General features: G+C 63.9%; 15 protein-coding genes and 1 pseudogene. 14 read left to right on the top strand and 2 right to left on the bottom strand.

Annotated elements, in window-relative coordinates; translation table 11 throughout:
- Window positions 1-36 precede the first annotated feature (36 nt).
- From KOR34_RS01240 to KOR34_RS01225, 4 genes are all read left to right on the top strand, one after another.
- Window positions 37-411: a BlaI/MecI/CopY family transcriptional regulator gene (locus KOR34_RS01240; RefSeq protein ID WP_146561472.1), complete on the top strand. Its 375-nt coding sequence runs from the start codon at window positions 37-39 to the stop codon at window positions 409-411.
- Between the two features lie 12 nt (window positions 412-423).
- Entirely contained in the window at window positions 424-9,840 is a 9,417-nt protein-coding gene (locus tag KOR34_RS01235; protein ID WP_146561470.1) for a M56 family metallopeptidase, read from the top strand.
- Window positions 9,841-9,865: 25 nt separating this feature from the next.
- Entirely contained in the window at window positions 9,866-11,215 is a 1,350-nt protein-coding gene (locus KOR34_RS01230) for a DUF1800 domain-containing protein (protein ID WP_146561468.1), read from the top strand.
- A 69-nt stretch (window positions 11,216-11,284) separates the two neighbouring features.
- Window positions 11,285-12,430 carry a DUF1501 domain-containing protein gene (locus tag KOR34_RS01225; RefSeq protein ID WP_197531031.1) on the top strand — a complete coding sequence of 382 codons (1,146 nt, stop codon included), beginning with the start codon at window positions 11,285-11,287 and terminating at the stop codon, window positions 12,428-12,430.
- 371 nt (window positions 12,431-12,801) lie between these two features.
- Here the strand turns inward: KOR34_RS01225 and KOR34_RS01220 are convergent, their stop codons facing one another.
- Window positions 12,802-16,623 carry a CHAT domain-containing tetratricopeptide repeat protein gene (locus KOR34_RS01220; protein ID WP_146561464.1) on the bottom strand — a complete coding sequence of 1,274 codons (3,822 nt, stop codon included), beginning with the start codon at window positions 16,621-16,623 and terminating at the stop codon, window positions 12,802-12,804.
- Between the two features lie 932 nt (window positions 16,624-17,555).
- Between KOR34_RS01220 and KOR34_RS01215 the strand changes: the two genes are divergently transcribed.
- The 10 genes and pseudogenes from KOR34_RS01215 to KOR34_RS01180 all read left to right on the top strand — a co-directional run bounded on the left by KOR34_RS01215 (window position 17,556) and on the right by KOR34_RS01180 (window position 23,555).
- On the top strand, window positions 17,556-18,788 hold the full coding sequence (locus tag KOR34_RS01215) for an aminotransferase class V-fold PLP-dependent enzyme (RefSeq protein WP_146561462.1): 1,233 nt from the start codon (window positions 17,556-17,558) through the stop codon (window positions 18,786-18,788).
- 1,088 nt (window positions 18,789-19,876) lie between these two features.
- A complete protein-coding gene (locus KOR34_RS01210) occupies window positions 19,877-20,197 on the top strand; it encodes a hypothetical protein (RefSeq protein WP_146561460.1) in 321 nt (106 codons plus the stop codon).
- Between the two features lie 47 nt (window positions 20,198-20,244).
- A pseudogene (locus tag KOR34_RS27025) lies at window positions 20,245-20,403 on the top strand (carbon storage regulator); the annotation flags it as partial.
- A 147-nt stretch (window positions 20,404-20,550) separates the two neighbouring features.
- Window positions 20,551-20,997, top strand: a complete 447-nt coding sequence (locus KOR34_RS27410) for a deoxynucleotide monophosphate kinase family protein (RefSeq protein ID WP_390620779.1) — start codon at window positions 20,551-20,553, stop codon at window positions 20,995-20,997.
- On the top strand, window positions 20,994-21,587 hold the full coding sequence (locus KOR34_RS01200; RefSeq protein WP_146561456.1) for a phosphohydrolase: 594 nt from the start codon (window positions 20,994-20,996) through the stop codon (window positions 21,585-21,587). Before KOR34_RS27410 ends, KOR34_RS01200 begins: the two co-directional genes overlap by 4 nt.
- Before the next feature lie 17 nt (window positions 21,588-21,604).
- Window positions 21,605-21,805, top strand: coding sequence for a hypothetical protein (locus tag KOR34_RS01195; protein ID WP_146561454.1), 201 nt, complete (start codon window positions 21,605-21,607; stop codon window positions 21,803-21,805).
- A complete protein-coding gene (locus tag KOR34_RS26350) occupies window positions 21,805-21,960 on the top strand; it encodes a hypothetical protein (protein WP_197531030.1) in 156 nt (51 codons plus the stop codon). Before KOR34_RS01195 ends, KOR34_RS26350 begins: the two co-directional genes overlap by 1 nt.
- Before the next feature lie 10 nt (window positions 21,961-21,970).
- Entirely contained in the window at window positions 21,971-22,861 is an 891-nt protein-coding gene (locus tag KOR34_RS01190) for a hypothetical protein (protein ID WP_146561452.1), read from the top strand.
- On the top strand, window positions 22,858-23,259 hold the full coding sequence (locus KOR34_RS01185) for a hypothetical protein (protein WP_146561450.1): 402 nt from the start codon (window positions 22,858-22,860) through the stop codon (window positions 23,257-23,259). Before KOR34_RS01190 ends, KOR34_RS01185 begins: the two co-directional genes overlap by 4 nt.
- A gap of 95 nt (window positions 23,260-23,354) precedes the next feature.
- Window positions 23,355-23,555, top strand: coding sequence for a hypothetical protein (locus tag KOR34_RS01180; RefSeq protein ID WP_146561448.1), 201 nt, complete (start codon window positions 23,355-23,357; stop codon window positions 23,553-23,555).
- A 993-nt stretch (window positions 23,556-24,548) separates the two neighbouring features.
- Here the strand turns inward: KOR34_RS01180 and KOR34_RS01175 are convergent.
- The gene (locus tag KOR34_RS01175) at window positions 24,549-25,730 is read right to left on the bottom strand and encodes a TolC family protein (RefSeq protein ID WP_228714637.1); all 1,182 of its coding nucleotides are present in this window, start codon (window positions 25,728-25,730) and stop codon (window positions 24,549-24,551) included.
- Window positions 25,731-26,873 lie beyond the last annotated feature (1,143 nt).

Genomic DNA, 26,873 nt, shown 5'->3' with positions numbered 1-26,873 from the left:
CTAAACGAAGGCAATGGCCCCGAAGGCTGCTCTCCCATGTCATCGACGCAGTTAGGTCGAGTTCAGCTGCTCATCATGCAGGTCCTGTGGGCCGAGCGACGGGCAACGGCCCGACAGATCACCGACGCGATCAACCAGATCGAACCGATCGCCCACAGCACCGTGCAAACGCTGCTGCGTGGTTTGGAAGAAAAGGGCTCGGTCAAGCACGAGACCGAGGGGCGCACCTTTATCTTCCTGCCCCTGGTCGAAGAAGACAACTTCAAGCAGAACGCTACGCGTGACCTGCTTGAACGTGTTTTCAGCGGCAACGTCGGCAAGCTGGTCACGCATCTGTTGAAGAACGAGAACGTATCCAAGGAAGAAATCGACGAGATCCGCAAGCTCATCAACCGTCGCAGCAAGAACTAAAGGGGAGTCGCGATGAACTGGTTGTCGACTCAAACGGGCTGGATCGACGTTGTGTCAGCTCTGATCGGTCTTGCCGCCAACTGGATGCTCCAGTCAACGCTCCTTCTGAGTATCGGCCTGCTGGCGGGTGGGTTGCTTCGCCGCTGCGGCTCAGCCGTTCAGTCCGTTGTGTACCGGACAGCTCTGGCGGCCGCTCTCGTTTGTCCGGTTGCAACACTGACATTGTCTCAGGCCGGGTTTACGGGATGGTCGGTCGCCATGCCGCTGGCGTGGGTAACCAGCGAAGGCCCAGCCATTGGGGTCGAAGACGCCAGCCTCCCCCGGGTTGCCCTCGCCTCCACCTCATCGGAATTCGCACTTGCTCCGCCTGGTAACTCCTCTTCCAGCAGCCAGGGAGCACCTTTCGTCGCCATAGAACCAAACGCGGGTCCCATTGAACTTGAGCCGCCGCAAGCGAAACCTGCAGCGGCAGCGACTGATACGGACGAGACGCCGGCGCCGCCGCCCATCCAGGCGGCAATCGCGGAGGATCAGGGTGATCAGGGGGTAACGGTCACACTATTCGGCAAGGCCGCGTTAGCCGCTGCTGCAGCCTGGTTGCTCGTCTCGGGGCTGCTGGCGACGCGACTATCCCTAGCATGGTGGAGGCTTGCCCGACTGCGCCGATCGGCCGTCGAAGCCGACGACGCAGCGCGGGAAACCTGCCAACAGCTGTCCGAGGCAATGAACGTAACGACGCCAGAGGTGCGATGCAGCCCGTACCTGCCCGGCCCGTGTCTTTCGGGCGTGCGAAAGCCCACGGTCCTGCTGCCCGAAGCGGAGCTCTGCCTACCGCTGCGGGACGTGCTGATCCATGAGTTGGCCCACCTCCGTCGCAACGACTGCTTGTGGAATCTGCTGCGTCAGCTTGCCACGGCGGTGTTCTTCTTCCAGCCGCTGCTATGGGTCTTATCGCGGCGGGTCGAGGCGACCGCCGAAGAGGTGTGCGATGACTTCGTCGTACAGCTTGGCGGCGATCGCGAGGGTTACGCGCACCGGTTGGTCGACATCGCCGAGCTGTCTTCCGCGCCAATCGCGGCGGCTGGCGTGGGAATCGTATCGTTGCGGTCGATGCTCGCCAAACGGGTAGCGCGAATCACGGACACGTCACGGTCGCTCTCGACGCGAGTTGGGAACCTCCTGCTGCTGACGGTGCTGGTGGGCGGGCTCGTGGGCGTGTCGGCGACTGGGTTGATCGGCCTGGCGCCGACGCCCTCGCAGGCGGAGATCAGCGAGGATAGATCTGCGGACGCGACGGCGATCGCTGAGAACCGTTCCGAGGGGCCACCGGCGAGCGACGATCTAGTCACCGTCCGAGGGCAGGTGCTCAAGCCAAACGGCGAACCCGCAGGGCCAGTCGATGTTGTTGTTCTACGCTGGTTCTGGAACTACGGGGACAAGAAGCCGCTCGGCGCCGCGAAGGCCGATCAAGAAGGCCGATTCGAAGTCTCGTACCGGAAGTCGCAGTTCGCCGAGAACGCCGGGCGGGCGGATCAGTGGCGTGAAACGTACATCACGGCCTTCGCGGAAGGGTACGGACCTGGATGGGCGCACTACGATCGCTTGAAACCCGACGAGCGCGCGACCATCCGGCTTGTGGCCGACGACGTGCCGATCGAGGGGCGCGTGATCGACCTGGAGGGGAACCCGGTCGTGGGCGCCAGCGTCGAAGTTGGCTCGATCTACACGCCGAAGGCGGACACTCTTGATGAGTACATCGAGGCAATCAAAGCGTCTCAGGCGATCTCTACTGCGTACGAGAAAATGGACGGGGGGTTGCCGCCGCACAAAGCGAACCACTGGCCGACGGTCACGACGGACTCTGAAGGCCGGTTCCGCATAACCGGTATCGGACACGAGCGTGTTGTCAGCCTGGAAGTCAGCGGTCCGACAATTGTTACGAGGACCCTCCGCGTCGCGACGCGACCGATGGAACCGATCGTGCACCCGGCCTACGCGTACCGCGAAGCCGACAGCGACACCCAGTTCGGCTCGCGGTTCGAGTACACGGCGGCGCCGTCGCGTTCGATTGCGGGCGTCATCCGCGACGCAGACACGGGCCAACCAATCGCGGGCGCCGAGGTCTGGAGCTGGAAGTTCGCCGGCGACAACATCAGTGGGATTACCAGCGTAAAGTCAACGTCCGACAAAGACGGCAGATACCGACTCGAAGGGATGCCCAAGGGCGAGGGCAACGAGATTGTGGTTGTTCCCACAGGGCTGCCCTACTTCACGGCCGAGTTCGCCGTGCCGGCGCCGCCGGGTTTTGAGCCGGTCGACCTCGACCTCGAGCTCCATCGCGGCCAGTGGATCACCGGCCGCGTGACAGACAAGTCAACCGGTTTGCCAGTGGCGGCGCACATGCACTACATGGCGTTTCCGGACAACAAGCTGGCGCAGGATCTGCCCGAGTTTGAACACGGCGCGCATTGCTCGAACGTCCAGGATCGGTACCGCACCGACGCCGACGGGCGGTACAGGGTGGTTGGGCTTCCGGGGCATGGAGTTGTTGGAGTGAAGGCGATCCTCTACCCCTACCCCGGCGGGCAGGGCTACGCCGACCTTCCGGACGCCGACAACCGCGACGCCTTTATGCGGCTCAACGGCCCCATCAACCCCTCCCCAAAGTGGCCGACGGCCATGAAGGAAGTGTGGTTGACTGCCGACGCAGACAAAACCGCTCTCGACTTTTCGCTTGATTCAGGCGACAGCGTCACACTTAGAGCAGTGGACCCGAGCGGCCGGCCCCTGACCGGCGTCGACGTGGTTGGCGTCACGGAGATCTACGGGTCTCAAAGGAGGATGGAGTCGGCCGACTTCGATCTCCTCTGCTTCCGCCCCGGCGAAAAACGCACGGTGCTGCTTAGCCATTCGGAACGGCGCCTCGGCAAGGCGCTCCGCGTCGCCACTGACAAGAACCAAGGCGACTCGCAGGAAGTAAAGCTGGAACCGATGGCGACCGTCGTCGGGCGACTTACGCGAGACGGCACGCCGGTCTCCGGCGTATCGATACGGATCGATGTGAAGGGCGACTCGGGTTATGGCCGTAATCTTGGTAGCACAGCCACTGATCATGAGGGGAGATTCCGCCATGAGGAGTTCCTTCCCGGGCTAGACTACTCCATCCAGGCCCAGGGGCGGGGGCTCGGATTCACTTCGGTGGCTAAAGAGCTCACCGTGTCGGCCGGGGAGACGATCGATCTCGGCACGATCGACGTCGACAGTGACGACCGGCCCACACCTGTGCGGACAAAGCCAACCAGCGCAGCTGCTGACGAGCAGGCTGTCGGATCCTCCGTAGTCACGATCCGCGGCAAGGTGCTCGACCCAACCGGCGGACCCGTTGCCGGAGCTACTGTCGAAGCCCAAACCTGGATCCGCGACCCGGACGCGCCGCTTTCGCCCCTGGCGAAAACCGAGTCGGGCGCGGACGGCCGCTTCAAATTGACCTACCCGAAAAACAGCGACGTCGCAGTCGTCGCCGGCCGCGCCGGTTTCGGCCCTGGGTTCGAGGTAGTCCCAGACGACAAACCCGTTCCCGACTCCCTGACGCTACGGCTGGTGCGCGACGACGTCCCGATCCACGGCAAGGTGATTGATCTCGAAGGGAATCCGCTCCCGGACGTCACGGTCACGGTTTGCAACGTCGCCGCGACCGCAGATGAGAGCCTCGACAGTTGGCTCTCGGCGATCGAAGGCCGCGAGTGGTTCTGGACCGCTATCGAAAAGCACTTCAAGCGACGCACCCGGCTGACCCCGCCGCACACGACTGCAAAGCTTACAACCGACGCCAAAGGCGAGTTTGCCATCACCGGGATCGGCCGCGAGCGGAAGGTCCGCATCGCCTTAGAAGGGCCAACCATTGCTTACACGCTGGAAACGATCGTCACGCGTGACATGAAGCCCGTGGTAGCCGACGACCCAGAGTGGTCGGACAAGCAGACGATCTACGGGGCCAACTGTGAGATCCTCGCCGCGCCCACGCAACCGGTCGAGGGAGTCGTGCGGGACGCCGAGTCGGGCGACCCGCTGTCCGGAGTGTCCATCGCACCCTACTGGATGATCCGTCGTTCTTTCCCCGGCGAGAATCGCCTCCGCGCAGTAAGCGACAGCGAAGGCCGCTTCCGTTTGGTGGGCATGCCCAAGGGATCTCGCAAGCTGCTCAAGATTCTTCCCAGCGACGATCAACCGTACCTGATGCGAGACTACAGTGTTCCTGAGCAGCCGGGCATCGAGCCGATTAACGTGACGCTGGATCTGCATCGCGGCGTCTGGATCACCGGCCGAGTGACCGACAAGATCACCGGCGAGCCGACTGGTGGTTCACGGACGGCATGGGTTCAGTATTACCCCTACCTGTCGAACCCCTACGCCAACGCTCTGCCGGAATTCGCAGACGGCCCCCAAGATGGTTGGCAGAATCGCTACAAGATCGCCCCCGACGGCGCCTTCCGGCTGGTTGGCCTCCCGGGAAAAGCGATTGTCGGGGCCCAACTGTGGAGAGGACCGTACCCCAATGGCCAAGGCTCTGAGCTTATCGAAGGCGCGACCAAGGCAGGCAACTTCCTCACGTACGGATTGGGCTCGCCCCCGAGTCGATTGAATCCCACCATCATGCGTGAGGTCGATATCCCAGAGAACGCGACAGAGTTCGTGGTGAACTTCGAAGTCGACCGCGGGCGGTCGGTGCGGGTGTCACTCGCCGACGAGCAGGGAAACCCGATCGATGGCGTTCACACAGCGGGCCTGGTTCATCGCTCCGGCTGGACGCAGCCGGAGGGCGCACTTCTGGAAGTCTCCAGGTTGGGGGCGACCGAACAGCGGACCCTGTTGATTTACCACCCCGAGCGGCGGATTGGCAAAGTGCTGCAGATATCGGCCGCGGATTCGCCCAATGAGCTTGTGGCTGAGCTCGAGCCCTGCACGACGATCCGTGGCCAGATTGTGGACGGCCCTGATTCGCCCCTCCCCGGCGCCCAGATCCGCTTTGAGCCGCTTCCTGGAGGAGACTACAGCCCCGAACTTGTGCAAATCACCACCGACAAGCAAGGCCGCTTTGAACAGACGGGCGTGCTGCCAGGGACTTCCTACAACGTGTACTCGGAGTCCGCGCAGCTCGGGTTCAAGATACTCGCCAGAGATCTGAAGGTCAGTCCCGGCGAGGCAATCGATCTCGGCGTAATCGACGTCACCAGTGACGACCAAGCCGAGCCGGTCCGGACAACAGCGCAGGCACAAACTGGCGAAACGAAGCAAGGCGACTCTTCCTCGAGCGAATTCGCTGGCCAGGTTGTCGATCCAGATGGCAACCCGGCCGCCGGCGCCGAGTTGTACCTCGTGTTCCACATCCCCGAAGCGGGCGGCCTGCTGACTCCCAGTTGGAAACCCCTTGCGACAACCGATGCCGAGGGGCAGTTCCGCTTCACGGTTACGCCTGGCGACTTCGGGTCGTACGCGACGGCCCGCGAGTTTGGCTTCGGCCAGCTTGTCGCCAAGCACAATGACTTTGGCTTTGCCTGGGCGGCGGCCGGCTTGTTCGAGACTAGCGGCCAAACGCTCCGCAAAGCCCAGGAACGCCTGAAGACGGCGCCCCCGACCGCCGCCGAGTGGATCAAGATGCTGCTCGCGGCCAAAGGGCAGCCGCTCAGGTTGCAGGCTGAGAGCGAGCCAATCCGCGGCCGCATCGTCGACGTCAACGGCCAGCCGGTCGCCGACGCCAGGCTAACGCTGCTGGAAACCTGGACCGGCATCGACGGCGCCCTCGACGCATGGCGCAAGGCGGCCGGTGAGCCCAACGCGGACTACTACTCCGCGCGGATGCAGACGCCTCGGAGTATGAATGGGCCGCAACTGCGGTCGATTATCTCACCGGCGACAACCGACGCCAACGGGCGTTTTCAGATCAAGGGCGTCGGTGATGGCAAGATTGCATGGCTGCTGCTCGAGGGCCCCGGCATCGAGTCGGCCAAGATCTGGGCCCGCACCGAGGCGGGGGAAGCCGTCAGACTGATGCGAGAGCGCCGCTCGCCCGACCTCGGCTTCTACACCTACCACCCGGCCGAGTTTACGCATGTCGCCGGACCATCCGTGCCGATCACCGGCGTCGTGCGCGACGCGGACACGAAAGAGCCGCTTGTCGGGGTCACCGTGAAGAGCCAGAAGCGCCACGGCGAGCCGATCCACGGCTGGGGACAAGACTTCGTTCGCGCTGTGACCGACAAAGAAGGTCGCTATCGCCTCGAAGGGATGCCCGTCGGCAGGGAGAACGAGATTGCCGCGATCGCTCCGGGGGGCGACATCGCGTACTTCTCGGCAGAGAAGTCGGCGCCAACCGACTTGGGGCAGGCGTCCACCGTCGACTTCGACCTGCACCGCGGCGTGTGGGTCGAGGGAAGCGTCACCGACAAGCAGACGGGCGAAGGCCTGCCCGGCCGCCTGGCGTACTACGTCGACGCCGACAGCCCAGCCCACCAGGCGGCACGCTCGCTTGGGGTCGACGAACGCGATCGGCTGCGATCGGACAGCGAAGGGCGATTCCGCATCGCGGCCCTACCCGGACCAGGCTATATCACCTTCAACGCCGATAACCACCAGATCTACCCACGGGCCAATCGAATCCTTAAGAGCGATGGTTCGTTCGCACCCGCAGAGCGGATGATCAAGACAAATCCGTCGTACTTGATGCCGGGCAACACGCACCTTGTCGCAGAGATTGACCCCGGGGAAGAAGTCGAGCGGGTCGAACTCAACCTGCAGCTCGACCGCGGAACAACGGCCATCGGCCGCGTCGTGGGTCCCGGGGGAGAGCCGGTTACCGACTACTACCATACCGGCCAGCTGGCCGGATTCACCGGCTCGTGGGACCACTCGATCGGCGACAAGTTTGAGCTCGTCGGGTATGACCCCAAGCAACCGCGGCATGTTTACTTTGTCCACCAAGAACGGCGGCTGGCGGGGCACGCGGTCGTCCAAGGAGTGCTGCCGGAAGACTTGGTGATCGAGCTGCAGCCGGCGGGAAGGGCCAGCGGACGCTTGGTGGACAAGGACGGCGCCCCGCTGCCCAACTGCCAGCTCGTTCCCAGCACCCCAGCAATCGTCACGTTCGAGGACCTCGCCCAGAAGCCCGACACACCTCCGCTGCCGCACAACGTCGCTCACTCTTCGAGCGCAAGGTACGAGACCGACGCCGATGGCCGGTTCGAGATCTCAGGCCTCGCGCCCGGGGTGGAGTACCGACTCATGGCGTTCGACCGTGACAGCATGATGACCCGCCGCCGGGCGCCAACAGTGCCCGGTCCGCTGGACACAGTCATCACGGTCGAACCGGGCGAGTCGAAAGACCTCGGCGATGTGAGGCTGCGGGATGAGGGTGAGGTCGTGAAGCAAAACACAGCCGCGGAGCCAGCGTCAACGCCCAACGCCTCCGAGTCTATGCCCCCCATCCCCGCGGCGCAGCCGGCTGCGGGCAAGACGTTTACCGGCGCCGTGACGCTCCCCAATGGCAGCCCGGCGTCGGGTGCCCACGTGGCGATCGTCGCTCTGCGGATTGCTGGCACGCAGCAGACGCGCGGCGAGGTGTTGGGGCAAGGAACCGTTGGCGTTGACGGGAAGTACAACCTGACGGTCCCTGACGATGTCACGTCCAAGACACACGGCTACGCGAATCTACTCGTGCGGGCCGACGGCGCGGGGATTGCTTGGCGGGAGTTGAACCTCGACGAAGCTGAGAAGTTTGACATTCAGCTGGTCGCGGAACAGCCGATCGTTGGACAGCTCGTGGACATCGAGGGGCAACCGGCCAGCGGCGTGAAGCTGGTGGTTCAGTCGGTGGTGGAGCGTACGCAGGACCAACAGCCAATGCGCAACGGCGCGGGCTACCGCGAAGACAGCCCGCCGGCCGCGTGGCTGCAGGGAGCGGTGTCGGACGCCGACGGCCGATTCCGTTTACTTGGAGTGCCGGCGGACTGTGGCGTCATTGCCATTGTGACGCCCGACGACCGCTTCGGCAGGCAGCACCTCGCGCTCAACACCGGCAGGCCCGAGCAGCGTGGCGAACGCGACGCAACCTATCGAGCGTTCACCCGCAACAGCCAATTTGGCGAAGAGCTCGTTCTGCCGCTCTCGCCGGCGCAGGTGTTCGTCGGGACCATCACGTACGAGGATACCGGCGAGCCCGCCCCGCGTGCGCGAGTCTCTATCTGGGCGAGCCAGCAGGAGATGGGAGGATCGATGTACTCGGTCGAAGGCGTCGCCAACGAACGGGGCGAGTACCGCATCTCCCCCAGCCAGGGGGTGCGCTTCGGCGTCAACGCCTTCCCGCCCGGCGGTGTGCCCTACCTAGTGCGCCAAACGCCGCTCTCAGAGGCGCTAAGTTGGCATGAGGGGGACGCCGAGCGACGCGTCGATATGACGCTGCCCCGTGGGGTGCTTATCCGGGGCGTCGTAACCGAGGCCGGATCGGGCGCACCGGTCGAGGGCGCCGTGGTGCAGTACGCGCCGGAGTCTTCCAACAACCCCAACACGTCAGACGACATACTTACAGGCTGGCAGGCAACGCAGGTATCCGACGAGGAGGGCCGCTTTGCTATCGCTGTGCTGCCCGGACCGGGCAGGCTGTTGATTCAGGAAGAGAGCGGGCGGTTCGTCACACAGACGGTGACCGAGCGTGAGATCAGCAGAAACGAGACCGGCGGGCGGCGCAACTACTTGCAGGCGGCCGTGCGGATCGACCCGCAACCGAACGCCGAGCCGCTCGACGTGTCGGTCGAGCTCGAGCGCTGCGCCCCGGTCACCGGCCGCATCGTCGACGAGCAAGGCCTGAGCATTGACGACGCGTTGGTCGTCTCCCAGCACAACCGCATGCCGCGCTCACTGAATTGGCGCGGACAAGTGCTGCCGACCCTCGGAGGTCGGTTCGAAGTCTCCGGCCTGAAGGCAGGCGAGGAGATGCCGGTCCACGTGCTCGACCCCAAGCGACGGCTTGGCGCCACCGTGTTGGTGGAAGGCGGCGGAGATGCAACCGTGGTTCTTCGGCCGTGCGGCGAGGCGTCCGCTCGGGTCGTGGATCAGCACGGCGAGCCGCGCGAAGGCGTCGAGCTCACGCCGCACCTGGTCGTGTCCCCCGGTGCTCCGCGATACGACTTTGAGGCGGCTCGCAGGGGAGACACGCTGGCCGACTCCGACTCCGTTGCCAACATCGACCGCCAGAACTACTGGCCTGGCCCCAAGACGGACGACCAAGGCCGCATCACGCTGCCGGCGTTAATCCCGGGCGCACTCTACCGCATTATTAACTTTGTGGACGGACAGCCGAAGGCCGCGGCCGAGTTCAAGGTTGAACCCGGAGAACGTATTGAGCTGGGCGACATCGCGCTGAACTTTGCCGACTAACCGCCGAGCGCCACGGGAAAGGGACATGCCTGCCAACGACCAGAACGTCTGGGCGCCCTACACGCCCGACGAGTCCACGCCGTGGAACCTGCAGCGCGTTGTACACCTGCACCGCCGGGCTGCGTTCGCCGCGCCGTGGGGCGTCTTGCAACGGGACCTGGCCACCGGACCTCAGGGGGCGGTCGACTTACTTTTCGAGGGAGGCGAGTCGACCGATTTCGAGTCGATGGCAGAAACGATCGGCAACGCCGCGATGGCGTCGGGCAGTCCGGCGCGACTGAAGGCGTGGTGGGTCTACCGGATGCTGATGTCTCCCGACCCGCTAGGCGAGCGGCTCACGCTGGTGTGGCACAACCACTTCGCCACCAGCAACCGCAAGGTGCAGGACCTGACGCTGATGCGGGAGCAGAATGATCTGCTACGAAGTCACGCCAGGGCGCCCTTTGGCCAGCTTCTCGCGTCCGTGGTGAAGCACCCCGCGATGCTCGTCTGGCTTGACGCCGATTCGAACCGCAAGGGTCACCCCAACGAGAACCTCGCCCGTGAGCTGCTAGAGCTGTTCACGCTCGGCGTCGGAAACTACACGGAGCAAGATGTCAAAGCCGCCGCCCGTGCGCTGACCGGCTGGACGGTCGCGGGCGGCAGGTTCGCCTTCCGCGAGGCGCGGCACGACGCCGGCGAGATCGACCTGCTCGGTGACCGTGGACCGCTCTCAGGCGACGAGTTACTCGAACGCCTCCTGAACCACCCGGCAACCGCCAAGCGGCTCGCGCGGCGCCTCTGCCAGGCCTTTCTGGGAGAGAACGTCGGTTCCCAAGCGGCTGTGGAAGAGCTCGCAGACGGGCTTGCCGCACGCAACCTGGACGTCGGCTGGGCCGTCGAGACTATCTTGCGATCACGATTGTTCTTCTCGGACGAGAACATGCGTTCGCGGGTGTTAGGACCATCCGAGTACATCGTCGGCGCGGTGCGGGCCCTTGAGCTCTGCGCCCCGCCCCCCAGCACGCTGGTGCTGGCGGAGTGGGCCTCAAGGATGGGGCAGGACCTGTTCTACCCGCCCAACGTGGGGGGCTGGAGCGAAGGGCGAGCCTGGCTCGCCACCCGCACAGTTGTCGCCCGCGCGAATTTCGCCGACTCCCTGACCGGTGGTCGGGCGTGGCGGCCCGCCCGTGAGCCTGACATCGAAGATCTGCTCCGCCGAAACGGCCAGCCTGACAGCCTCCAAGAGGGCGTCGCGTGGCTCGCCAAGCTGCTCTGGGGCGAGAACGCGAACAGCGTCGCCGCCCGGGTTGCGGAAGCCGCCAAGTCGTCGGACGCCCCACTGTCGAATGCCCTGGCCCTGTTGCTAGCGAGTCCCGAACACTCGCTGGCTTGAACCAAAGGAGTCCCCATGCTCTCTCGTCGCCGGTTCTTACAGACTAGCTCGGTCGTATCGTTCGCCCCAATGTTGCCGTACGCTTTCACCCGCTCAGCGTTCGCCGCCGGCGCCGAGGCCGACGCCAAGTCGCTTGTGGTCATCCAACTCGACGGCGGCAACGACGGCCTGAACACGGTCGTCCCGTACGGCGACGACGGCTACGGCCGGTCGCGCAACAAGCTCCGCCTGGATGCCGACAAGCTCCACAAGCTCGACGACCACACCGGTTTGCACCCCAGCATGCGGGCCGCCAAAGAGCTGTTCGACGAGGGGCGCCTAGCGATCGTGCAGGGTGTAGGCTACCCCAACCCCGACCGCTCGCACTTCCGCAGCATGAAGATCTGGCAGACCGCCAGCTTCGACGACGCCGACCACGACGGCTACGGGTGGCTAGGCCGAGCACTCGACGCCAACGAGCACACCGACGCATCGGCGCCGGGGGCAATCTACGTCGGGGATCAAGAAACCCCTGTTGCGCTCTGGGGCCGTCGCTCTCAGGCCACGGCACTGTCGCGAGAGGAGGACCTCCGACTGATGCTGGCCCCTGCGTTTCAGGACGTACAAGCGCAAGGGCCGGACGCTTCGCTCTCGGCCTTCGTCTCGCGGCAAACGCTCTCCGCCGTAGCCGCTTCCCAAGAGTTTGACAGGCAGCAAACTAGAACCGCAGAGGTGGGGCACGGCTACCCTAGCACGGGCCTGGGGATGCGGCTGAAACTTGTCTCGCAATTGCTGAAGAGTGGATCGCAGGCCCGCGTCTACTACACCGCGCAATCGGGGTACGACACGCATTCATCGCAGCTCTTCACACACTCGCGATTGCTGGGGGAATTCTCTAACGCCCTCAAGGCATTCCTGGACGATCTGAAGTCGGCGGGACTCGATGATCGAACGGTCGTTGTGGCGTTCAGCGAGTTTGGTCGCCGAGTCAAAGAGAACGACTCCCAGGGGACCGACCACGGCACAGCCGGCCCGGTATTCTTGGCCGGCCCCAGTGTCGCCGGTGGATTGTTGTGCGCCGCGCCCGACCTGCCTGACCTCCAAGACGGCGACCTCCGCACGGGTGTGGACTTCCGGCGTATTTACGCCACGCTCCTCTCCAACTGGCTCGGCGTCAATCCGGCGTCTGTGTTGGCCGGCGTTCATGAAGAGCTGCCACTGCTGCGCCCGAGCTGATCTGAACACGCGAGACGCGGTCCAGCATGCGGCACTAACGCATTCGCAGGACAAGACCCATCTACTTCACCCTCGGCAGAGCTGCGAGGGTGAAGGCACCTCAGATTGCCGCGGCCGCTCGTCAAACACCTCGGCTAGACCAGCCGATTTGGCTTAAAGATCGGGGCAGTCTACCTTGTAGCCCTGCCCTTGGACCCTCTAGCTCGATCTTGCGGGCAGAAGTCGATGCATCCCTGGCAAAGCGTTAAGGTGCCGAATCGACGTCATTCAGATGAAAATCCCTGAACCCTGAGAGTACGCGGCTGACGACGCCAGTCTCATGCGCTCGCTTCCGACACAGCATAATCCACAGCTGGCATGGCGTTCCGGCGTCAGCGCCAATCGCCATGCAACACGAAGCCAGCCCACAGCGCGGGTGGCATGCGACCATTTGTTCGCTCATCAACAAGATCGCCACCGACGGCCCCACCCCTAAGCAGGTTGATCATGGCCTGTTGCAACGCCTCAGCCTTCGGCACGCCATCTCCCCACAGCCGGGTGTAGAACTCCGACATCAGCAATCGAGTGCTTGCATCCTCCACGGACCAAAGTGATGTGAGCGAAGAACGCGCCCCCGCGATATGGAGCGCGCGCTGAGCGCCAAGCATACCCTCACCCGGCGCTATCTCGCCTAAGGCGGTTTGACATGCCGATAACGTCACTAAGTCGGCGGCGCCGAGATCAAGCTCTTGAATCTCCTGCGTTGTCAGGATGCCGTTGTCGGCTTGGGTTTCGGCAGCTTCGCTGTCATTGGCGTGGGCTAGCGCTACTCCGGCCAGCACTACCGTTGAAGGCGTCATCGGGCCCTCTGCGACAACCGGAGTTGCGCCCGAGCCTGTGTCTACCAGCACGCAAAACCCATGGGTGTGTAGGTGCAGAAAGTCAACACCTGGGGCGTGGCGACGGATCTCACCCTCGCTCGCCAGGCTCTTTGTGAGCCGATGAGATTCACCCGTCGGATAGAGTTTCGTGAACGCGCGCTGAATCGGCCGGAGCGCTTCTTCTGCGTCGATCAACTTTTCAAAGTGAAGCTGCGAACCTGGGGGCCCACCGTCGGACGGCGCGGCGGCTGCTAGTCCATAGTCAATGTCGCCCACCACGACGAGCCGCGGGTCTTTCTTGGCTGGACGATCCGCAAGCAGTTCCGGTATGAGGCGGGGGCTCGCAACGGTAGCAATTGCGTGCGTTTCGATTAGGTAAGCAGAGCGAGAATCGACAGGAAGCGCGGGAAATGGGCAGGCGGACAGGTTGGTGCTTGGCGAAATGACGACGGTCTTGGCGTCGCCGACGTGCTCGACCAGCGGGTGCCAGATTGCTCGGTACACGTCCGCTCCGCGCTGGTCGGTAACCTGGGCCGAGCTCTCACCGGCCTCGTTCAGTCCGACGTACGGTTCTAGAGCCATTGCGTTCCGCCAAGCAGACATGGAATCAGCAACCTCAGTCAATCCCTTGAGATCGATGAGACGCACTTCGCCTTCGTTGCTGAGTACAAACGCGACCAACCCGAGCTTTGGTCGCAACCCGAAGAGAAGATCGAAGTAGTCATTGGGCTTGATATACTCAAAGTAGTCAACCAGGACAGTCCCGTCTGGAAGGACTGCCTGCAGGTCGGCGACGCTGGTGCGTTGGACCGCTGCGTGGTAGGCCGAGTTGTGAGACGCGAGGTTCGATTCAAGTTCTTGGAGGCGTCGTAGCAACGCTGACCGGTCTTCCGCTTCCTGGAGCTCAGGGCCCGTCGCGTCGAGCTCGCTAAGCCGCAGTTCGATCTCTTGCAGCTCTTCCCGCATCCGGCGAGATTCTGGGTCCTTGGCGGAGATCCGATCTCCCCTCTGTCGCGCGGCGACTGCCCCCTTGAAGGCGAGCGCGTGGCTGTAGGCCCGGCGGGGGTCGAGGTGACCTTCGAGGGCAAGGATCAAGAGTGCGTCGAGCGACCGCAAATCGGCTTGCGCCCGCCCGAGCTGCTCCCCTTCGGTGTAGACGCTAAACAGCGTTTCCCGTCGGTGGAGCTCCCACTCGAGCCGCTCCTCAAAGTGCCGCACGACCGCCGGCATGTCGCGGAGCCAGAGGTTGACACGGAGCATCCCGTCGATAACTGCCTCGTACGACCGCGAGTTCTTACCGAAGAACTTCTCGGCCAGCCGGCCAGCCTGTTCGTACTTCTTAAGCGCAGTGTCGAACTGGCCCCTCAGGTAGCAGTGGAATGCTTCGGAGGACAAGACACTGACATACTTCTCGTGGTCCGTCCCGTAGAGTGAAAGGACAATGCTACGCTGGTGCTCCAAATAGCGTTCCGCGGCTTCGAGGTCGTGTTCGGACCGGTGTATGTCAGCCAGCCGTTCGCAGGCGATAAGCACGCCGCCATTGGTCTGCTCACCGATCACGCGGTACGTCTGTAACGACTCAACCAAGTGCGCGGCCGCTTCTTGATTCTTGCCCATGCGTATTAGGTGTCGCCCCAACTCCAGTTTCGTCTCAGCGTACTCGACTGACCGCGCGAAGCCATGCTCCGCTAGCGACCGGATGGCTTGCTCCAACAGTGGCGTCGCTTCGGCGTATCGTCCGTGCATGCTCAACTGCGATCCGATTCTCCCTAAATTGCAGAGGTAGATCACGCTATCTTCGCCGAAATGCTCTCGGAAGATCTCTGCCCCTTCCCTCAGCATCGCGAGGCCAAGGTCAAAGCGCCCCTTGTTGGAGTGAATGATCGCCCGTGCTACAAGTGCGTCCGCCGTCAACGGGTGACGATCGCCGTTGACCTCGCGGCTCAACTGGAGAAGCTTTGCCTGTGCCTTGTAGTAATCTTCCATTGCCCCCTGTGCAAACAGCTCTTCGACGAGAGTGTCCGTGCGGACATACTCGATCATCCGATCGCGTTGCGTCCCTACTTCACTGAGGAGCCGAGTGAAGAAGTCGACCTCAAGCTGCGCGCGCTTCGTGTGCAGGTGGTCCGCCCCACGGCTCTTGGCCTCTAAGTCAACAACCTCTCGCCAGTAGTTCAGAGCCGCGACGTAATCGCCCCGCTCGGCCGCCTTCCCTGCTTGCCGTTTCGCTACCCCCGCCAACCAACTCATTAGGTTTGTCGAACTTCGCGAGGTAGCGCCAGCGACACGAAAGTACCTGCCGAGGGCATCCCTCACGTCCGCGGCGCCTTCCTCCAAGTAACCCATATTTGCGGTTGCAATCGCTGTGTGGATCTCGCAAATCAGAGTGTCCGGGTGGCCGGCGCCGAGCGGCTGAGAGTATATGGCGTGAGCAGCCTTGTAGGCCTCCTTGGCGCCGAGGTAGTCGCCCGCCTCCATGAGCCGCCCACCCATATTTCGGTACGCAACGGCCACCCCCAAGTCAGCTTCCCCAAGACTCAGTTGGATCATGCCCATGGCGCGGCGTTCCAATTTGGTCGCCTCTTCCAGCTCGCCCCGTGCTGCTGCTTCAGCTGCTCGCCGACCCAGCGCGATTGTCTGGTTGTAGAGTTCTCGCTGTCGCGGGGTGTAGCCCACTGTTCGGCCTGAAAGCCGCAGGCGCGTCACGGCAGACTCTTTGCCGAGCTGCGTCAGTGCAATCGCATGGACCCACGCACCGCCGGAGCCCGAGTGGGCGCTGCCAAGCTTGTGCCCGTTGCAGGCGACCTCAATGAGCCCGTTGCGGCACTGGATCGACCAGGACTCCGCCTCGCCGGGGATCCTGAACGCCGGGAGGCGCCTCAGCTCGCCAACCACGGGAGCCTCAGCAGATTGATCGCTGCCTTCGATCTGCGATACGACGACCTGGCGGTAAAGCCGACCTCGGTGGTATGCGCGGCCAATCAGTACGATGATCTGCCAGCCGTTGGACTTAACGAAGGTAACACGCGACGCGGAAGCCTCTCCCACGCGTACTTCGCCCGGCAACAGGTCGAGTTCAAACAAGAGTTCGTCTTCGATGGTTTTTACAACCGCCACAGTCGCGTTAGGGCTGAGTGAGAGCTTCCGACGCGACCACTCCGCGTCGCCCTCGATCTTGTAGTCTTCCCTCGTATCGACCTCAAAGCGATCCTCAAGTTGAACCGGTTCTGCTGAGAATCTCTCGACTTCTTCAGAAAAGGCAGGCACGGTCCCCGTCGCCACGATAGCGACCAGAGCGGCGAGTAATTGTTGTTTACCAGGCAGCTGTAACATTTGATGTCTTCTCTGATCCGGTTTCGGAGCTCATCGGGAAGTGGAAGTTAGACATCAGCCAGAGCAGCTCGCCCTGCGAGTGTTCTAGGGTAGTATGGCGCGCCTGGCGCAGTCCAGCATCTTCTTGGCTCACGTGCGGATCCAGGCCGACTTTCTCCGGCAACGATTCCCCGGCCAGTTCTAGGTGATCTCCTTAACCTGGTTGAGAGAATGTCCGCAGGGATCTTCTACGTTGAGCACCTTGCATACAGGAGCAAAGAGCAATGCCCCGACCGAACGAGCCGGTAGCAGTGGAAGCCAAACAAGTCACAGCGATCGGTGAGGAAGATCACCGGTGTACGAACATGAGGACTCCGCGCCCGTGCGCCATCGTCCAAGTGCCCAAATCTTCGTATGCTGTGGATGCAAACGCTTCGCCCGCAATGTGAGTCACGCATCCCAATGTGACGACGCCCCGTGCAGCATTGCGGCGGGCGGTATCCAAGTCCACGCCCGTGGCCGCAGATCTTCACACTTGAATGGCACAGGATTTGATCTCAAGCAACTCTTGGTTCTACGTAAGCTTCGAAGCGAGACGTAGAAGTGCGGCGGGATTAGGCAATACTGCCGAAGCGTACTTGAAGACTTCCGCCGTCGTGAGACCACGGCGTCACTCAGATCGGGAAAACATCTAGACTCCTCTTCACGCGGCGTCGACTTCGAGGAGATTCGGGCGACTACTGTTTGAGAGCAACCAGCATCATCAACAACCGGCCGCGACGCAACCAGAGACTGGGATCTACGGTTGCGGCTTAGACCGAAGATGGCTGGTTCCGAGACTGGGTTGCGGAGAGATCCTGGCAGTGAGAACATTGCCGCGTCTGGCTCGCTGCCAACTAGGCGCTACACTGGATCGCTGATCAGTACCCGTTGCTCACACTAAGGAAAGACCCATGGGACGTCCCCTCGACACGGACTTTGTGCGGGCCCAATTCCCAGCGTTCTCGGAGGCTTCGCTGCAAGGATGGGCGTTCTTCGAGAACGCCGGCGGATCGTATGCTTGCGGCCGCGCGGTCGATCGATTGCGGGACTACTACACAAGAAACAAGGTGCAGCCCTACGGCGCCTACCCCGCATCGCGGACCGCTGGCGAGCTGATGGATGAGGCCTATCGTCGATTTGCCGTGCTGCTAAACGCCGGCGAGCACGAGCTGCACTTCGGTCCCTCCACGTCCCAGAATACCTACGTGCTAGCCAGAGCGTTTGAATCCGTGCTGCAACCCGGGGATGAAGTTGTCGTCACCAACCAGGACCATGAAGCCAACTCGGGGGTGTGGCGTCAGCTGGCGCGAACCGGGTGCATCATCAAAGAGTGGCGAGTCGACCCAAGCACGGGGCGCCTAGACGTGGAGGAACTGGATGACCTCTTGAGCGACCGCACCCGCCTGGTTACCGTTCCCCACTGCTCCAATATCGTCGCCGAGATCAACCCCATCGCCGAAACCGTCGCCAGGTGTCACGGCGTCGGTGCGCGCGTCGTGGTTGACGGAGTTGCGTACGCTCCCCATGGACTGCCCGATCTGGGCGAGCTGGGCGCCGATGTGTATCTGTTCTCCCTCTACAAGACGTACGGCCCCCATCAAGGCTTGATGTATGTGCGCGATGAGCTGCTGCAGGAACTTACGCCGCAGTGCCACTACTTCAACGCCGGCACTCCGCGCAAGCGGATGACGCCGGCTGGCCCCGATCACGCACAGATCTCGGCTGCCGCGGGTGTCGCGGACTACATTGACGCCGTCTACAGCCATCACTTCGAAGCCCCGTCGGCGGCCGCGCTGGTAGGGCGAGCGGTGCACGACTTGTTCCGCGATCATGAGCGGCGACTGTTGACGGTACAGCTGGACTGGCTCGAATCGCGGGACGATGTGCGGGTTCTTGGGCCAGTCGATGCCAGCCGCCGTGCGCCGACGGTGTCAATCATTCCCCTGCGGCGCCAGCCGATAGAGGTATTGGCCTCGCTCGAGCAGCGCAAGATTATGGCGGGCCTGGGGCACTTCTACGCGCAGCGTCTCCTGGAGGCTATGGGCGTGAGTCCCGCACCGGGCATAGTACGGCTTTCTTTCGTTCACTACACCAGTCGCGAAGAAATCGACCAACTCATCATCGCACTCGATGAGGCGCTCTGAAGGTAATGCATCGAGCGGGCAATCAGGTTCCGTGATCGCTGCGGATCGAGGCCGCTAACGAAGCCACCTACCGCCACTCGGAAGGCCTGCAGCCACTCCGCGCCTCCCCCTGTACGCGAGCCACCTGGGCAGTGAGATTGGTCGCATCAATGGCCGGCTGCTCTTCCGAGTCTCCGCTGCCGCTCTTCCAGAGGGCACCTGACTCCCGTCAGTCGGTCATTGGTCGCAGAGGCGCCTGTCAAGGAACTTGCATCTATCAACCGGATAGCATCAGCAAGAGATGCGAGTTCTCTCGGACATGGGACTTCTGCTAAACACGCAGAACTGCTGAATAGAGTAAGACAACTCCAGCGTATGGCGCCCAGCAACCGAATCGGACACGCCACAGACGGTCCGAGGCGTGCGCCACGCAGAAACCTGCATATGAGCAGGCGCGAAGAGGGTCGCTGCAAGCTCTTCCGCAGCAACAAGTTGAGTGAGTGCTCCCTCTAGGACTCGAACCTAGAACCTACTGATTAAGAGTCAAGTTCGCGTGTCGTGCGGTGCGCTGGCGTTGTTTTTTCTCGCGTTCTGCGAGGTTCGCACGGCCACCCTTCACATCGGGCGGTGCGTGAAGAGCCGGTTGGGTGAGATTTGGGTGGGACGCCGCTCGACGCGGCTGCGTTCTTGTGGGCCATGGATCTGATCGCCCTGCCCCGCCAGCGATTTGTGTCGTCGGATTTTCTTTGAGATTCTCTTCGGGCAACAATGGCCGAATTGGTGCGTTCTGTTGCGCTGACGCTGCGTTTCGGTGTCGCAACTTATCTCGCGAGTCCAGGGCTTTCGCAATCGACAGCTTGGAACGCATGTCCCACCCAGACAGGGCATCTAGCATTTTTTGCCCCTTAGGTTTGTTTTCGTCACGTGCATGATCACTCACGCCTGACGTGAGCAGCTCCTATCTAAGGCCGCACGTGACACTGCCGCTCGGCTTCGGCCGAGCCTCTCAGTAGGAGCTGCTCACGCTGGGCGTGACCTACCAGGAGGCGGCAAGCCCGCGAAACGCACGACGTGGTTCTCACGGACGAGCGCGGGCCCCGCTCTTATTCATGTCCGACTACCCCGCGACCGACGGCGGCGAGCGGCTGCCGCTGTTCGATCCGCCCCAGCGGACGCCGGAACGCGAAGAGGCGCCGCTCGCGCCCTGCCGGGCGCCGGCCGCCGATCGCAAGCGGCTCGGCAAGCAGCAGCGCGAGATCGTCGAGCTGCTGCGGCAGGGTGAGCAGCCCAACCATCGGCTCTCCAAGATCGGCCTCCGCTACAGCGCCCGGATCGAAGAGCTAGGCAAGATTGGCTACGTGATCAAGCACCGCCGGGGCACGTCGCGCGGCGAGAACATCTACTGGCTCGAGAGCGAGCCCAGCCCGTAGTGGCGTGGTTCGACGCGGTTTGTTTTATTTCCACAGGAGCAAGGTCCATGCTGGTTCTTTCACGGAAGATCAACGAGACCATTGAGGTCGGCCACAACGTCAGGGCGACCGTGGTCGACATCCGCGGCGACAAGGTCCGGATCGGGGTCGACGCGCCGCCGGAGGTTCCCGTGCACCGCGGCGAGGTCGGCAACGCGATCCGGCGGGCCCGGCGGGATACGCCGCTCTTGGGCCTGATCGGCTACGCCGGCGCTGGCAAGGACGCCGCCGCGGCCGAGCTGGTCAAGCAGGGCTGGCGGCGGCTGGCGTTCGCCGACCCGCTGCGTGAGTCGCTGCTGCGGCTCGACCCGGTCGTGCGGCTGGACAACGGGGCGCACGCGAAGCTGGCGCGGATCGTCGGCACGTTCGGGTGGGACCACGCGAAGCGGCACGCGGACGTGCGGCGGCTGCTGCAGGGGCTCGGGACCGACGTGGTCCGCGATGTCTGCGGTGCGGACGTGTGGGTCGACCTGATGCGGCGGCGGCTCAATGAGACCCGGCGCCGCGGGCCGGTAGTGATCACCGACGTCCGCTTCGCCAACGAGATCGCGCTGCTGCGGGGCGATTTCGGCGGGAGGCTGATCCGGATCGAGCGACCCGGCGTGGGACCGGTCAACGGTCACGTCAGCGACCAGACCGGCGGCCTGCCGACCGACGGCGAGGTGCTGAACGACGGCTCCCCCGAGCAGCTCTGCCGCCGGGTGCTGGACTGCGTGCAGACCTTCTGGGAAGCGGACCAGGCGGCGGAGGGCGCGGCATGACCTGGATCGGACTCTACGAAGGGGGACGCGTGGACCTGCTGCACCCGCGGCCGGAGCAGTTCACCATCGAAGACATCGCCCGCGGGCTGTCGCGGGTGAACCGGTTTGCAGGCCACACGCACGAGCCCTACAGCGTGGCCCAGCATTCGGTGATCGTCTCGCGGTTGGTCCCGCCGGAGCTCGCGTTGTGTGGGCTGCTGCACGACGCCAGCGAGGCGTACCTGGGCGATCTGGTGCGGCCGCTCAAGCAGAGGCTGCCGGGCTACGTCGAGTTGGAGGCTCGGATGATGCTGGCGATCGCCGAGCGGTTCGACTTCCCGTGGCCCAAGCCCGTCGAGGTCCGCGAAGTCGACAACCGGCTGCTGGTGACCGAGCGCGACCTGCTGCAGCCGAAGGCGCCGGCGTGGGAGTCGCTGCGGGATGTGAAGCCCTACCCACGGGTGCAGATCTCCTACGAGTTGCCCGCCCGGGCGGCGGGCAACTTCTTGCGGCGGTACGAGGAGATCGTCGGCGATGAGCCGGGCGAGCTCCCGAGCGTCATGAACCGACTGACCGACAACCCGCGACCGTTTGGCGACGGCGCGTACTGACAACCCCGGAGACTCCGATGCCTGTAGCCCACCTGATCCGCTTCCCGGACGGTTCGACCGCCCTGCTGGGGGTCGACTCTGCGATCGCCGCCTACACGCTGCGTGAGAAGCTGATGGAGCAGTTCCAGCAGATGCCGCCCGGCGAGCCGCTGGAGTTCGCGATCAAGAAGACGCCGGTCAGCAAGGACGACCTGGAAGACTGCCAAGAGCTGTGGTGATGGGAAAACGTCCCGACGACGACCGGTTCTGCCCAGACTGCGGCGAGTACCTGGACGACTGCAAGTGCTGGCTCGACGAGCCGTGCCCCTGCTGCCTGGCGCCGCTGTACGGCTGCCGCTGCGACGACGAAGACTATTCCGCGCCAGACGCCTAGAGCAACCACGATGGCCTACCGAAGAAAACCCGCCGCCGGTCAGCAGCCGCTGCCGCTGGACGTCGAGTACGCCGAGCGGTTCCGTCTGCTGGAGTCGGTCCCCTACCGCCGCAGCGGCCTGTCGCAGCGGCGTTGGAACAACGTCGTGGCGTTGTTGTCGGCCGTGCACCGCCTCAACCAGGGGACCGGCTGCTGGGCGTCGAGCGACCGCCTAGCAGACGAGTGCCGCTACTCGCGGCGGACACTGTTCCGGGCCAGCGAGGACGCCCAGGCGCTGGGCGTGCTGGAGGTCGAGAACCGCAACCGGAAGGGGGCCAACGGTGGGCGGGCTTCCAACTCCTGGCGGATCGACTGGGGGGCGTTCGCTGGTCTGGGCGTGGCGGCGCCGTCGTGCGGGGGTGAGTGCCAAAACGCCCCAGGTGAGTGCCAAGATGCCGAGGTTGAGTGCCAGTTTGGCACGGCCATAGAGGAGAACTCTAAGCTTAGCTCTTCGAGTCGAGACGGGTCGAGCGCGACCGAAGAAGCTTGCTTTGGTTTCGGCCGCCGGCTGTCGCCGGGCGGCCTGGAGGAGGTCAGGCGGCGGGGCAACGCGATCCTGGCCGCTGTCGGGAAGCCCCGCCCCAACACGGACGACTGGGAGTACGCCGCCAAGATCGCCGTGCTGAGCGTCGAGCGGCTCGGCGAGCACTGGCTGGAGTCGAGCCTGGAGGCGGTCCGCCACGGCCGCCCCGAGACGCCCTGGAGGTTCTGGCGGGGTGTGCTGGTCAACAACACTCGGGAGTTCCTGCGGCTGGACCTGCACCGTCTGCTGGCGCAGACGTCGGTTCCCGATGCGTTGCGGCGTCGCTCCCGATCGGTCGACCTGAGCGAGCGGCTGTGCGTCGCGGGAGGGGCGGCATGAGCGGGGGGCTGAACCGTACGGGCGTCGAGCCAACCGGCGTCCTGACGATTGACTACCTGCGGGGCGGCGAGCGGTACCGGTTTGTGTTCCGGGCCGGGCAGCGGGACCAGGTGCGGCGGCTGCTAGCGCGGTACGCGGGGGACCCCAGCCTGGCATTCAGCTGGTACGACGCGGTGAAGGTGGGTTCGATGATCAAGCAGGGCGAGCAAGCTCAGCCATCGGAGCAACCGACGCTTCGCGACGTCAATCGCGAGCCAGAGCACGGTCGTCACCTGCCGTACTGCAACTGCGGCCACGGCGACGCCAACCACTGTGCGTGCCGCAGCGAGGCGATGGCGATCGCCCTCTACGGCGCGTCGTTCGCCGTCGTGCTGGCGTTGTTGTCGTTGCTGTTGTAGCGGACTGACGCGGGCGGACCGCGAGCCGGAAGCCGGGGCGGCGTCCGGCGCCAACGAGCTCTAATCGTTAGGACCAACCGGAAGGCAGGAGGCCCATGCCAAGGCACCGAGAGATTACGCTGAAGTTCCCGGCGGTGTACCAGATCGGCGTGCCGTTCGCGACGGTGCGTGGGAACCACCAGGAGGTGCTGATCGTCACGATGGACGACGAGTGGCTGACGGACGAGCAGCTGCGGGAGAAGGCCGAGCGGGTGCGGAGGCGGTTGGCGTTGAGGCGGGAACGGCCGACGCAGTAGGTGCAAGAGCGGCAGCCGTTCCAGTTCCAAACGAACCGCCCGAGACTGGCAGGTCGTACGCCGTGCCGGCGCCTAGCCCCCGATAGCGGGTGTGCAGGCTTCTTGTTGCATCGTCGCCAGGCGCATCTATCCTAACCTGCATCGGGCGATGAAGCCGACGCAGGTTAGTCAGGCTGCCTCGGCGCCCACGAGGGTCACTTGTTCGTAGATAGCGGCCCTCTGTTAGAATGCGTCGAACGGTGAATCCCAAGCAAGGTATGCCATGAGCAACGGCTTAATCCCCACCAAGGCACTTGAACTCCTAGGGCAAGCACGGTGGGACAGGTCTGCTAATCGCGAACTGGAACTCTCGTCGCTTTGTTTCTACTGGACAGACGAGATGCTGTTCGAAGTCGGGGCATGCTGTATGGAGGTTGACCCCGAAAACTACCGTTTCAAAGACTTGTTGCTGTACCGTCGCTCGTTGATTCGCAATCAGCCTGACGAACAGTATCGCGATGCTTGGGAGCAAGTGCTGGAAGCTTGCCCTGACTGGCCAGGGTTCCGTGTGGACCGATGCAGTACCGAGCTTGGTGCAGCTCTAGACTCAGCGGTTCGGAGACAATGTGCCTCCATAGAACGGGAATTACGGGAAGGTGAACGCACTCGCTAACCTGAACAGGAGGCGTCGTCCTGAGCATCGAAGATATTCTCTCAATCTACACCGGCGTGAAACTCATACGCAGCCAACGCCTCCCGCCTGGTCCTTCCCAACGCCGCCTCGAGAATCGAGCCCTAACCTGCACAGGACGACGAATCCTGCGCGTTTTCGGGAATCCTGAAACTGACCAAGGTTGTGACAACCCCAGCGAGTTCGCTACCGCCCTCCGGCACCGCGGTCGATGCAACCGCAAGACATTTGGCCAAGTCGATGATTCGCCTGGCCGGGCTGGAATTGCGGGTCACACATGTGTCGAGAGAGAGAAACCGTAGCTTGTTGCGCGTGCTATCCAACTACCGCGAATCTGCCGTCATCGCTTCGCATCCTACAGCTCGTCTCAATTGAGCCATTGTCCCGGCGAGCGTCGCCTCGGCTCGGGCGACCTGCAGCTCAAACATCAGCACTTCAGTAAAGCCGTCGGTGACTTCGCCGAAGTCGACGAGTCGGCCACGGTAGTCTGCCGAGGCTAGCTTCAGGGCCTGCTTGGCGCGTGGGAGGACCCGTTCGTTGTAGAGCCGCAGCTGCTCCTCGGCGGCGCCGACCTGCTCGACGAGGCGACGGATCTGGCGGTAGGTGTCGTCGCGGGCGGCGTTAAAATTACGGTTTGACGCGGTGACCTCGGCCGACGCCTCTCGGATTGAGGCGTTGATCTTCTCTCGCCAGATCGGCAGCGTTACGCCCACCATGAAGCCGACGTTGTCGTGACCGTTGGCCACTGGCGAGATGGCGGCCGACTCCGTGATCGACTGCCACGATGCGCCCATCGTGAAGTCCGGGTAGCGGTTGAGGCAGGCAAGCTGCTGCTTCTGGCGGTCGCGCGACACGGCCCACTGGAGCTCCCGTAGTCGTGGGCTGCACTCGCCCGCCACGGCGAACAATTCTTCGACGCTGTCCGGCAACGCCGCGTTGTCAAGCTCGCGAGTGGGTTCGATGTTGGCGCGGCCGGGATCTCCGACAAGCGCCGCGAGGTCGGCCTGGGCGAGAGCCTTCTGGCGGGCGAGGCCGATCAGGCGGTCGTCGATGGCGTCGACCTGCAGCTGCGCCCGGAGCACGTCTTGCTGGCTGCCCCCGGCCTGGTTGCGGGCCTTTGCCAGCGTGATCAATTCGGCCGCGATCTCGCGGTTCCGCCTGCTTATCTCCAGTGACCGATCGGCGAACCAAAGCTCGTAGTACGCCAACCGCACCATCTCCTCGATCTCTAGCTCCAGTTGGTCGAGGCGGGCCATGGCCATCTGCGTCTCGCGATCGGCGATCGCGGCCCTAGTGCACCGCTTCTCTGGCCAGGGGTACTTCTGCGAGAGCGCCATCGTGTTGCCGGCCCGCCCCGCCGCTGTCTGCAGGGCTTGGTCAGAAATCGGGTAGAAGCTGTTGGTCAGCAAGGGGTCATCCAGCGCCCGGGCTTGGGGGGCTCGCTGAATGGCCGCCGCAACCCGCGCCCTGGCCGCCCGGATTCGGGGGTGGCTGCCGACCGCCATACCCACGAAGTAATCGACCGGTTGGCTCGCTGCGGCGTTGCCGGTTGCCAACGGAAGGGGTGCCTCATTCGGCGTTGCGGAGGGGGCAGGAGCGGTCCCCTCGTCTTGCCCCTCGAATTGGGCAAGCCGCAAGGGCGAGCCGGGGGAGGCCGCGGTGTCTAATGAGACCTGAGCCCCGGCGGCAGGAATACTGGCGGCGGCCACGGCGTGCGGCGGGGCGTGAGTGGCCCCGCTTCGGCACCCAGCAACCAGGGACAGCCCCACCGCTCCGAGTGTTGAGACCGTCAGTGTGAGGGATTGCCGCTGGTTCACGCTCCGGTCGTCCTAAGCTCGCTGGAATAAAGCTGGTCGGGCGGAGATGCGCAGTAACCTTGAAGTAGGGAACCGGCCCGCGGATAATGCAAACTCTGGATTAAGCCCCTCGTTGCTATCGACCGGCAGAATGCTGAAGTCCCGTTCAACCCGAGCAGCCGTTACTCTCTGCGTGATCGGAGCGTTCATCGTTTCGTCCGCGGGGCGGGCTGGAATCCTCGGCACTGAGCGGTCTGCTTGCGGTGAGCACGCTGCTAGCAACGCCACCTGCCCTGGGTGCGGGTGCTGCGAAGTCGCCCTGTCGGGGGACCGCTGTGGCTGCTGCTCGCAACCCGCACCGCGGCGCGATGAGAGGTTAGAGGCCCCCGAGGCCGGCTGCTGCTCCGACGACATGGCGGTTGAGGCGCATGGCGACGCAGTAGCTGAGGCGCCAGAGGACTCGTCGGAGCACCTTACGATATGTATGTGCGGAGAGGCCCCGGCCCTGCCGACCGCTCCCCCTGCTGAGGGTCGGCTCGCGAGCGAACAGCTCGTCCGGACGCTGATTGTCGGATGCCCAAGCGCGATCGAGCTGGACGTCGACCCGTTGCCGATCGTCGCTCAACCGAGGGGTTCGACGCCCCCCTCGCTCTCTCATGGGGACGCCCAACGGTGCCTCAGCGTCTGGCGGATTTGATTCTTCCCGCTACCGGTGCGCGCATTGCGAAACGCAGCCAACCGCTGTGAGCCCGCAACGCTCTTTTTTTGCACCGGTCGTCGTTCCTCTTGCTAATAGCCGCGGGCCCTCGTTGTCTGTTGGCTATCTCGCGGGCAGATTCCGCAGACGACTAG

The sequence above is a fragment of the Posidoniimonas corsicana genome, assembly GCF_007859765.1.
GTDB classification, from domain to species: Bacteria; Planctomycetota; Planctomycetia; order Pirellulales; family Lacipirellulaceae; genus Posidoniimonas; species Posidoniimonas corsicana.
This window is presented reverse-complemented; position numbering and strand designations above follow the sequence as displayed.

Coding starts and splice junctions, on each gene's coding strand:
- KOR34_RS01225 (WP_197531031.1), top strand. CDS start 11,285: ATGTTGCCGTACGCTTTCACCCGCTCAGCGTTCGCCGCCGGCGCCGAG.
- KOR34_RS01190 (WP_146561452.1), top strand. CDS start 21,971: ATGGCCTACCGAAGAAAACCCGCCGCCGGTCAGCAGCCGCTGCCGCTG.
- KOR34_RS01220 (WP_146561464.1), bottom strand. CDS start 16,623: ATGTTACAGCTGCCTGGTAAACAACAATTACTCGCCGCTCTGGTCGCT.
- KOR34_RS01210 (WP_146561460.1), top strand. CDS start 19,877: ATGTCCGACTACCCCGCGACCGACGGCGGCGAGCGGCTGCCGCTGTTC.
- KOR34_RS01175 (WP_228714637.1), bottom strand. CDS start 25,730: ATGGCGGTCGGCAGCCACCCCCGAATCCGGGCGGCCAGGGCGCGGGTT.
- KOR34_RS01240 (WP_146561472.1), top strand. CDS start 37: ATGTCATCGACGCAGTTAGGTCGAGTTCAGCTGCTCATCATGCAGGTC.
- KOR34_RS01230 (WP_146561468.1), top strand. CDS start 9,866: ATGCCTGCCAACGACCAGAACGTCTGGGCGCCCTACACGCCCGACGAG.
- KOR34_RS01195 (WP_146561454.1), top strand. CDS start 21,605: ATGCCTGTAGCCCACCTGATCCGCTTCCCGGACGGTTCGACCGCCCTG.
- KOR34_RS26350 (WP_197531030.1), top strand. CDS start 21,805: ATGGGAAAACGTCCCGACGACGACCGGTTCTGCCCAGACTGCGGCGAG.
- KOR34_RS01200 (WP_146561456.1), top strand. CDS start 20,994: ATGACCTGGATCGGACTCTACGAAGGGGGACGCGTGGACCTGCTGCAC.
- KOR34_RS01185 (WP_146561450.1), top strand. CDS start 22,858: ATGAGCGGGGGGCTGAACCGTACGGGCGTCGAGCCAACCGGCGTCCTG.
- KOR34_RS01180 (WP_146561448.1), top strand. CDS start 23,355: ATGCCAAGGCACCGAGAGATTACGCTGAAGTTCCCGGCGGTGTACCAG.
- KOR34_RS01215 (WP_146561462.1), top strand. CDS start 17,556: ATGGGACGTCCCCTCGACACGGACTTTGTGCGGGCCCAATTCCCAGCG.
- KOR34_RS01235 (WP_146561470.1), top strand. CDS start 424: ATGAACTGGTTGTCGACTCAAACGGGCTGGATCGACGTTGTGTCAGCT.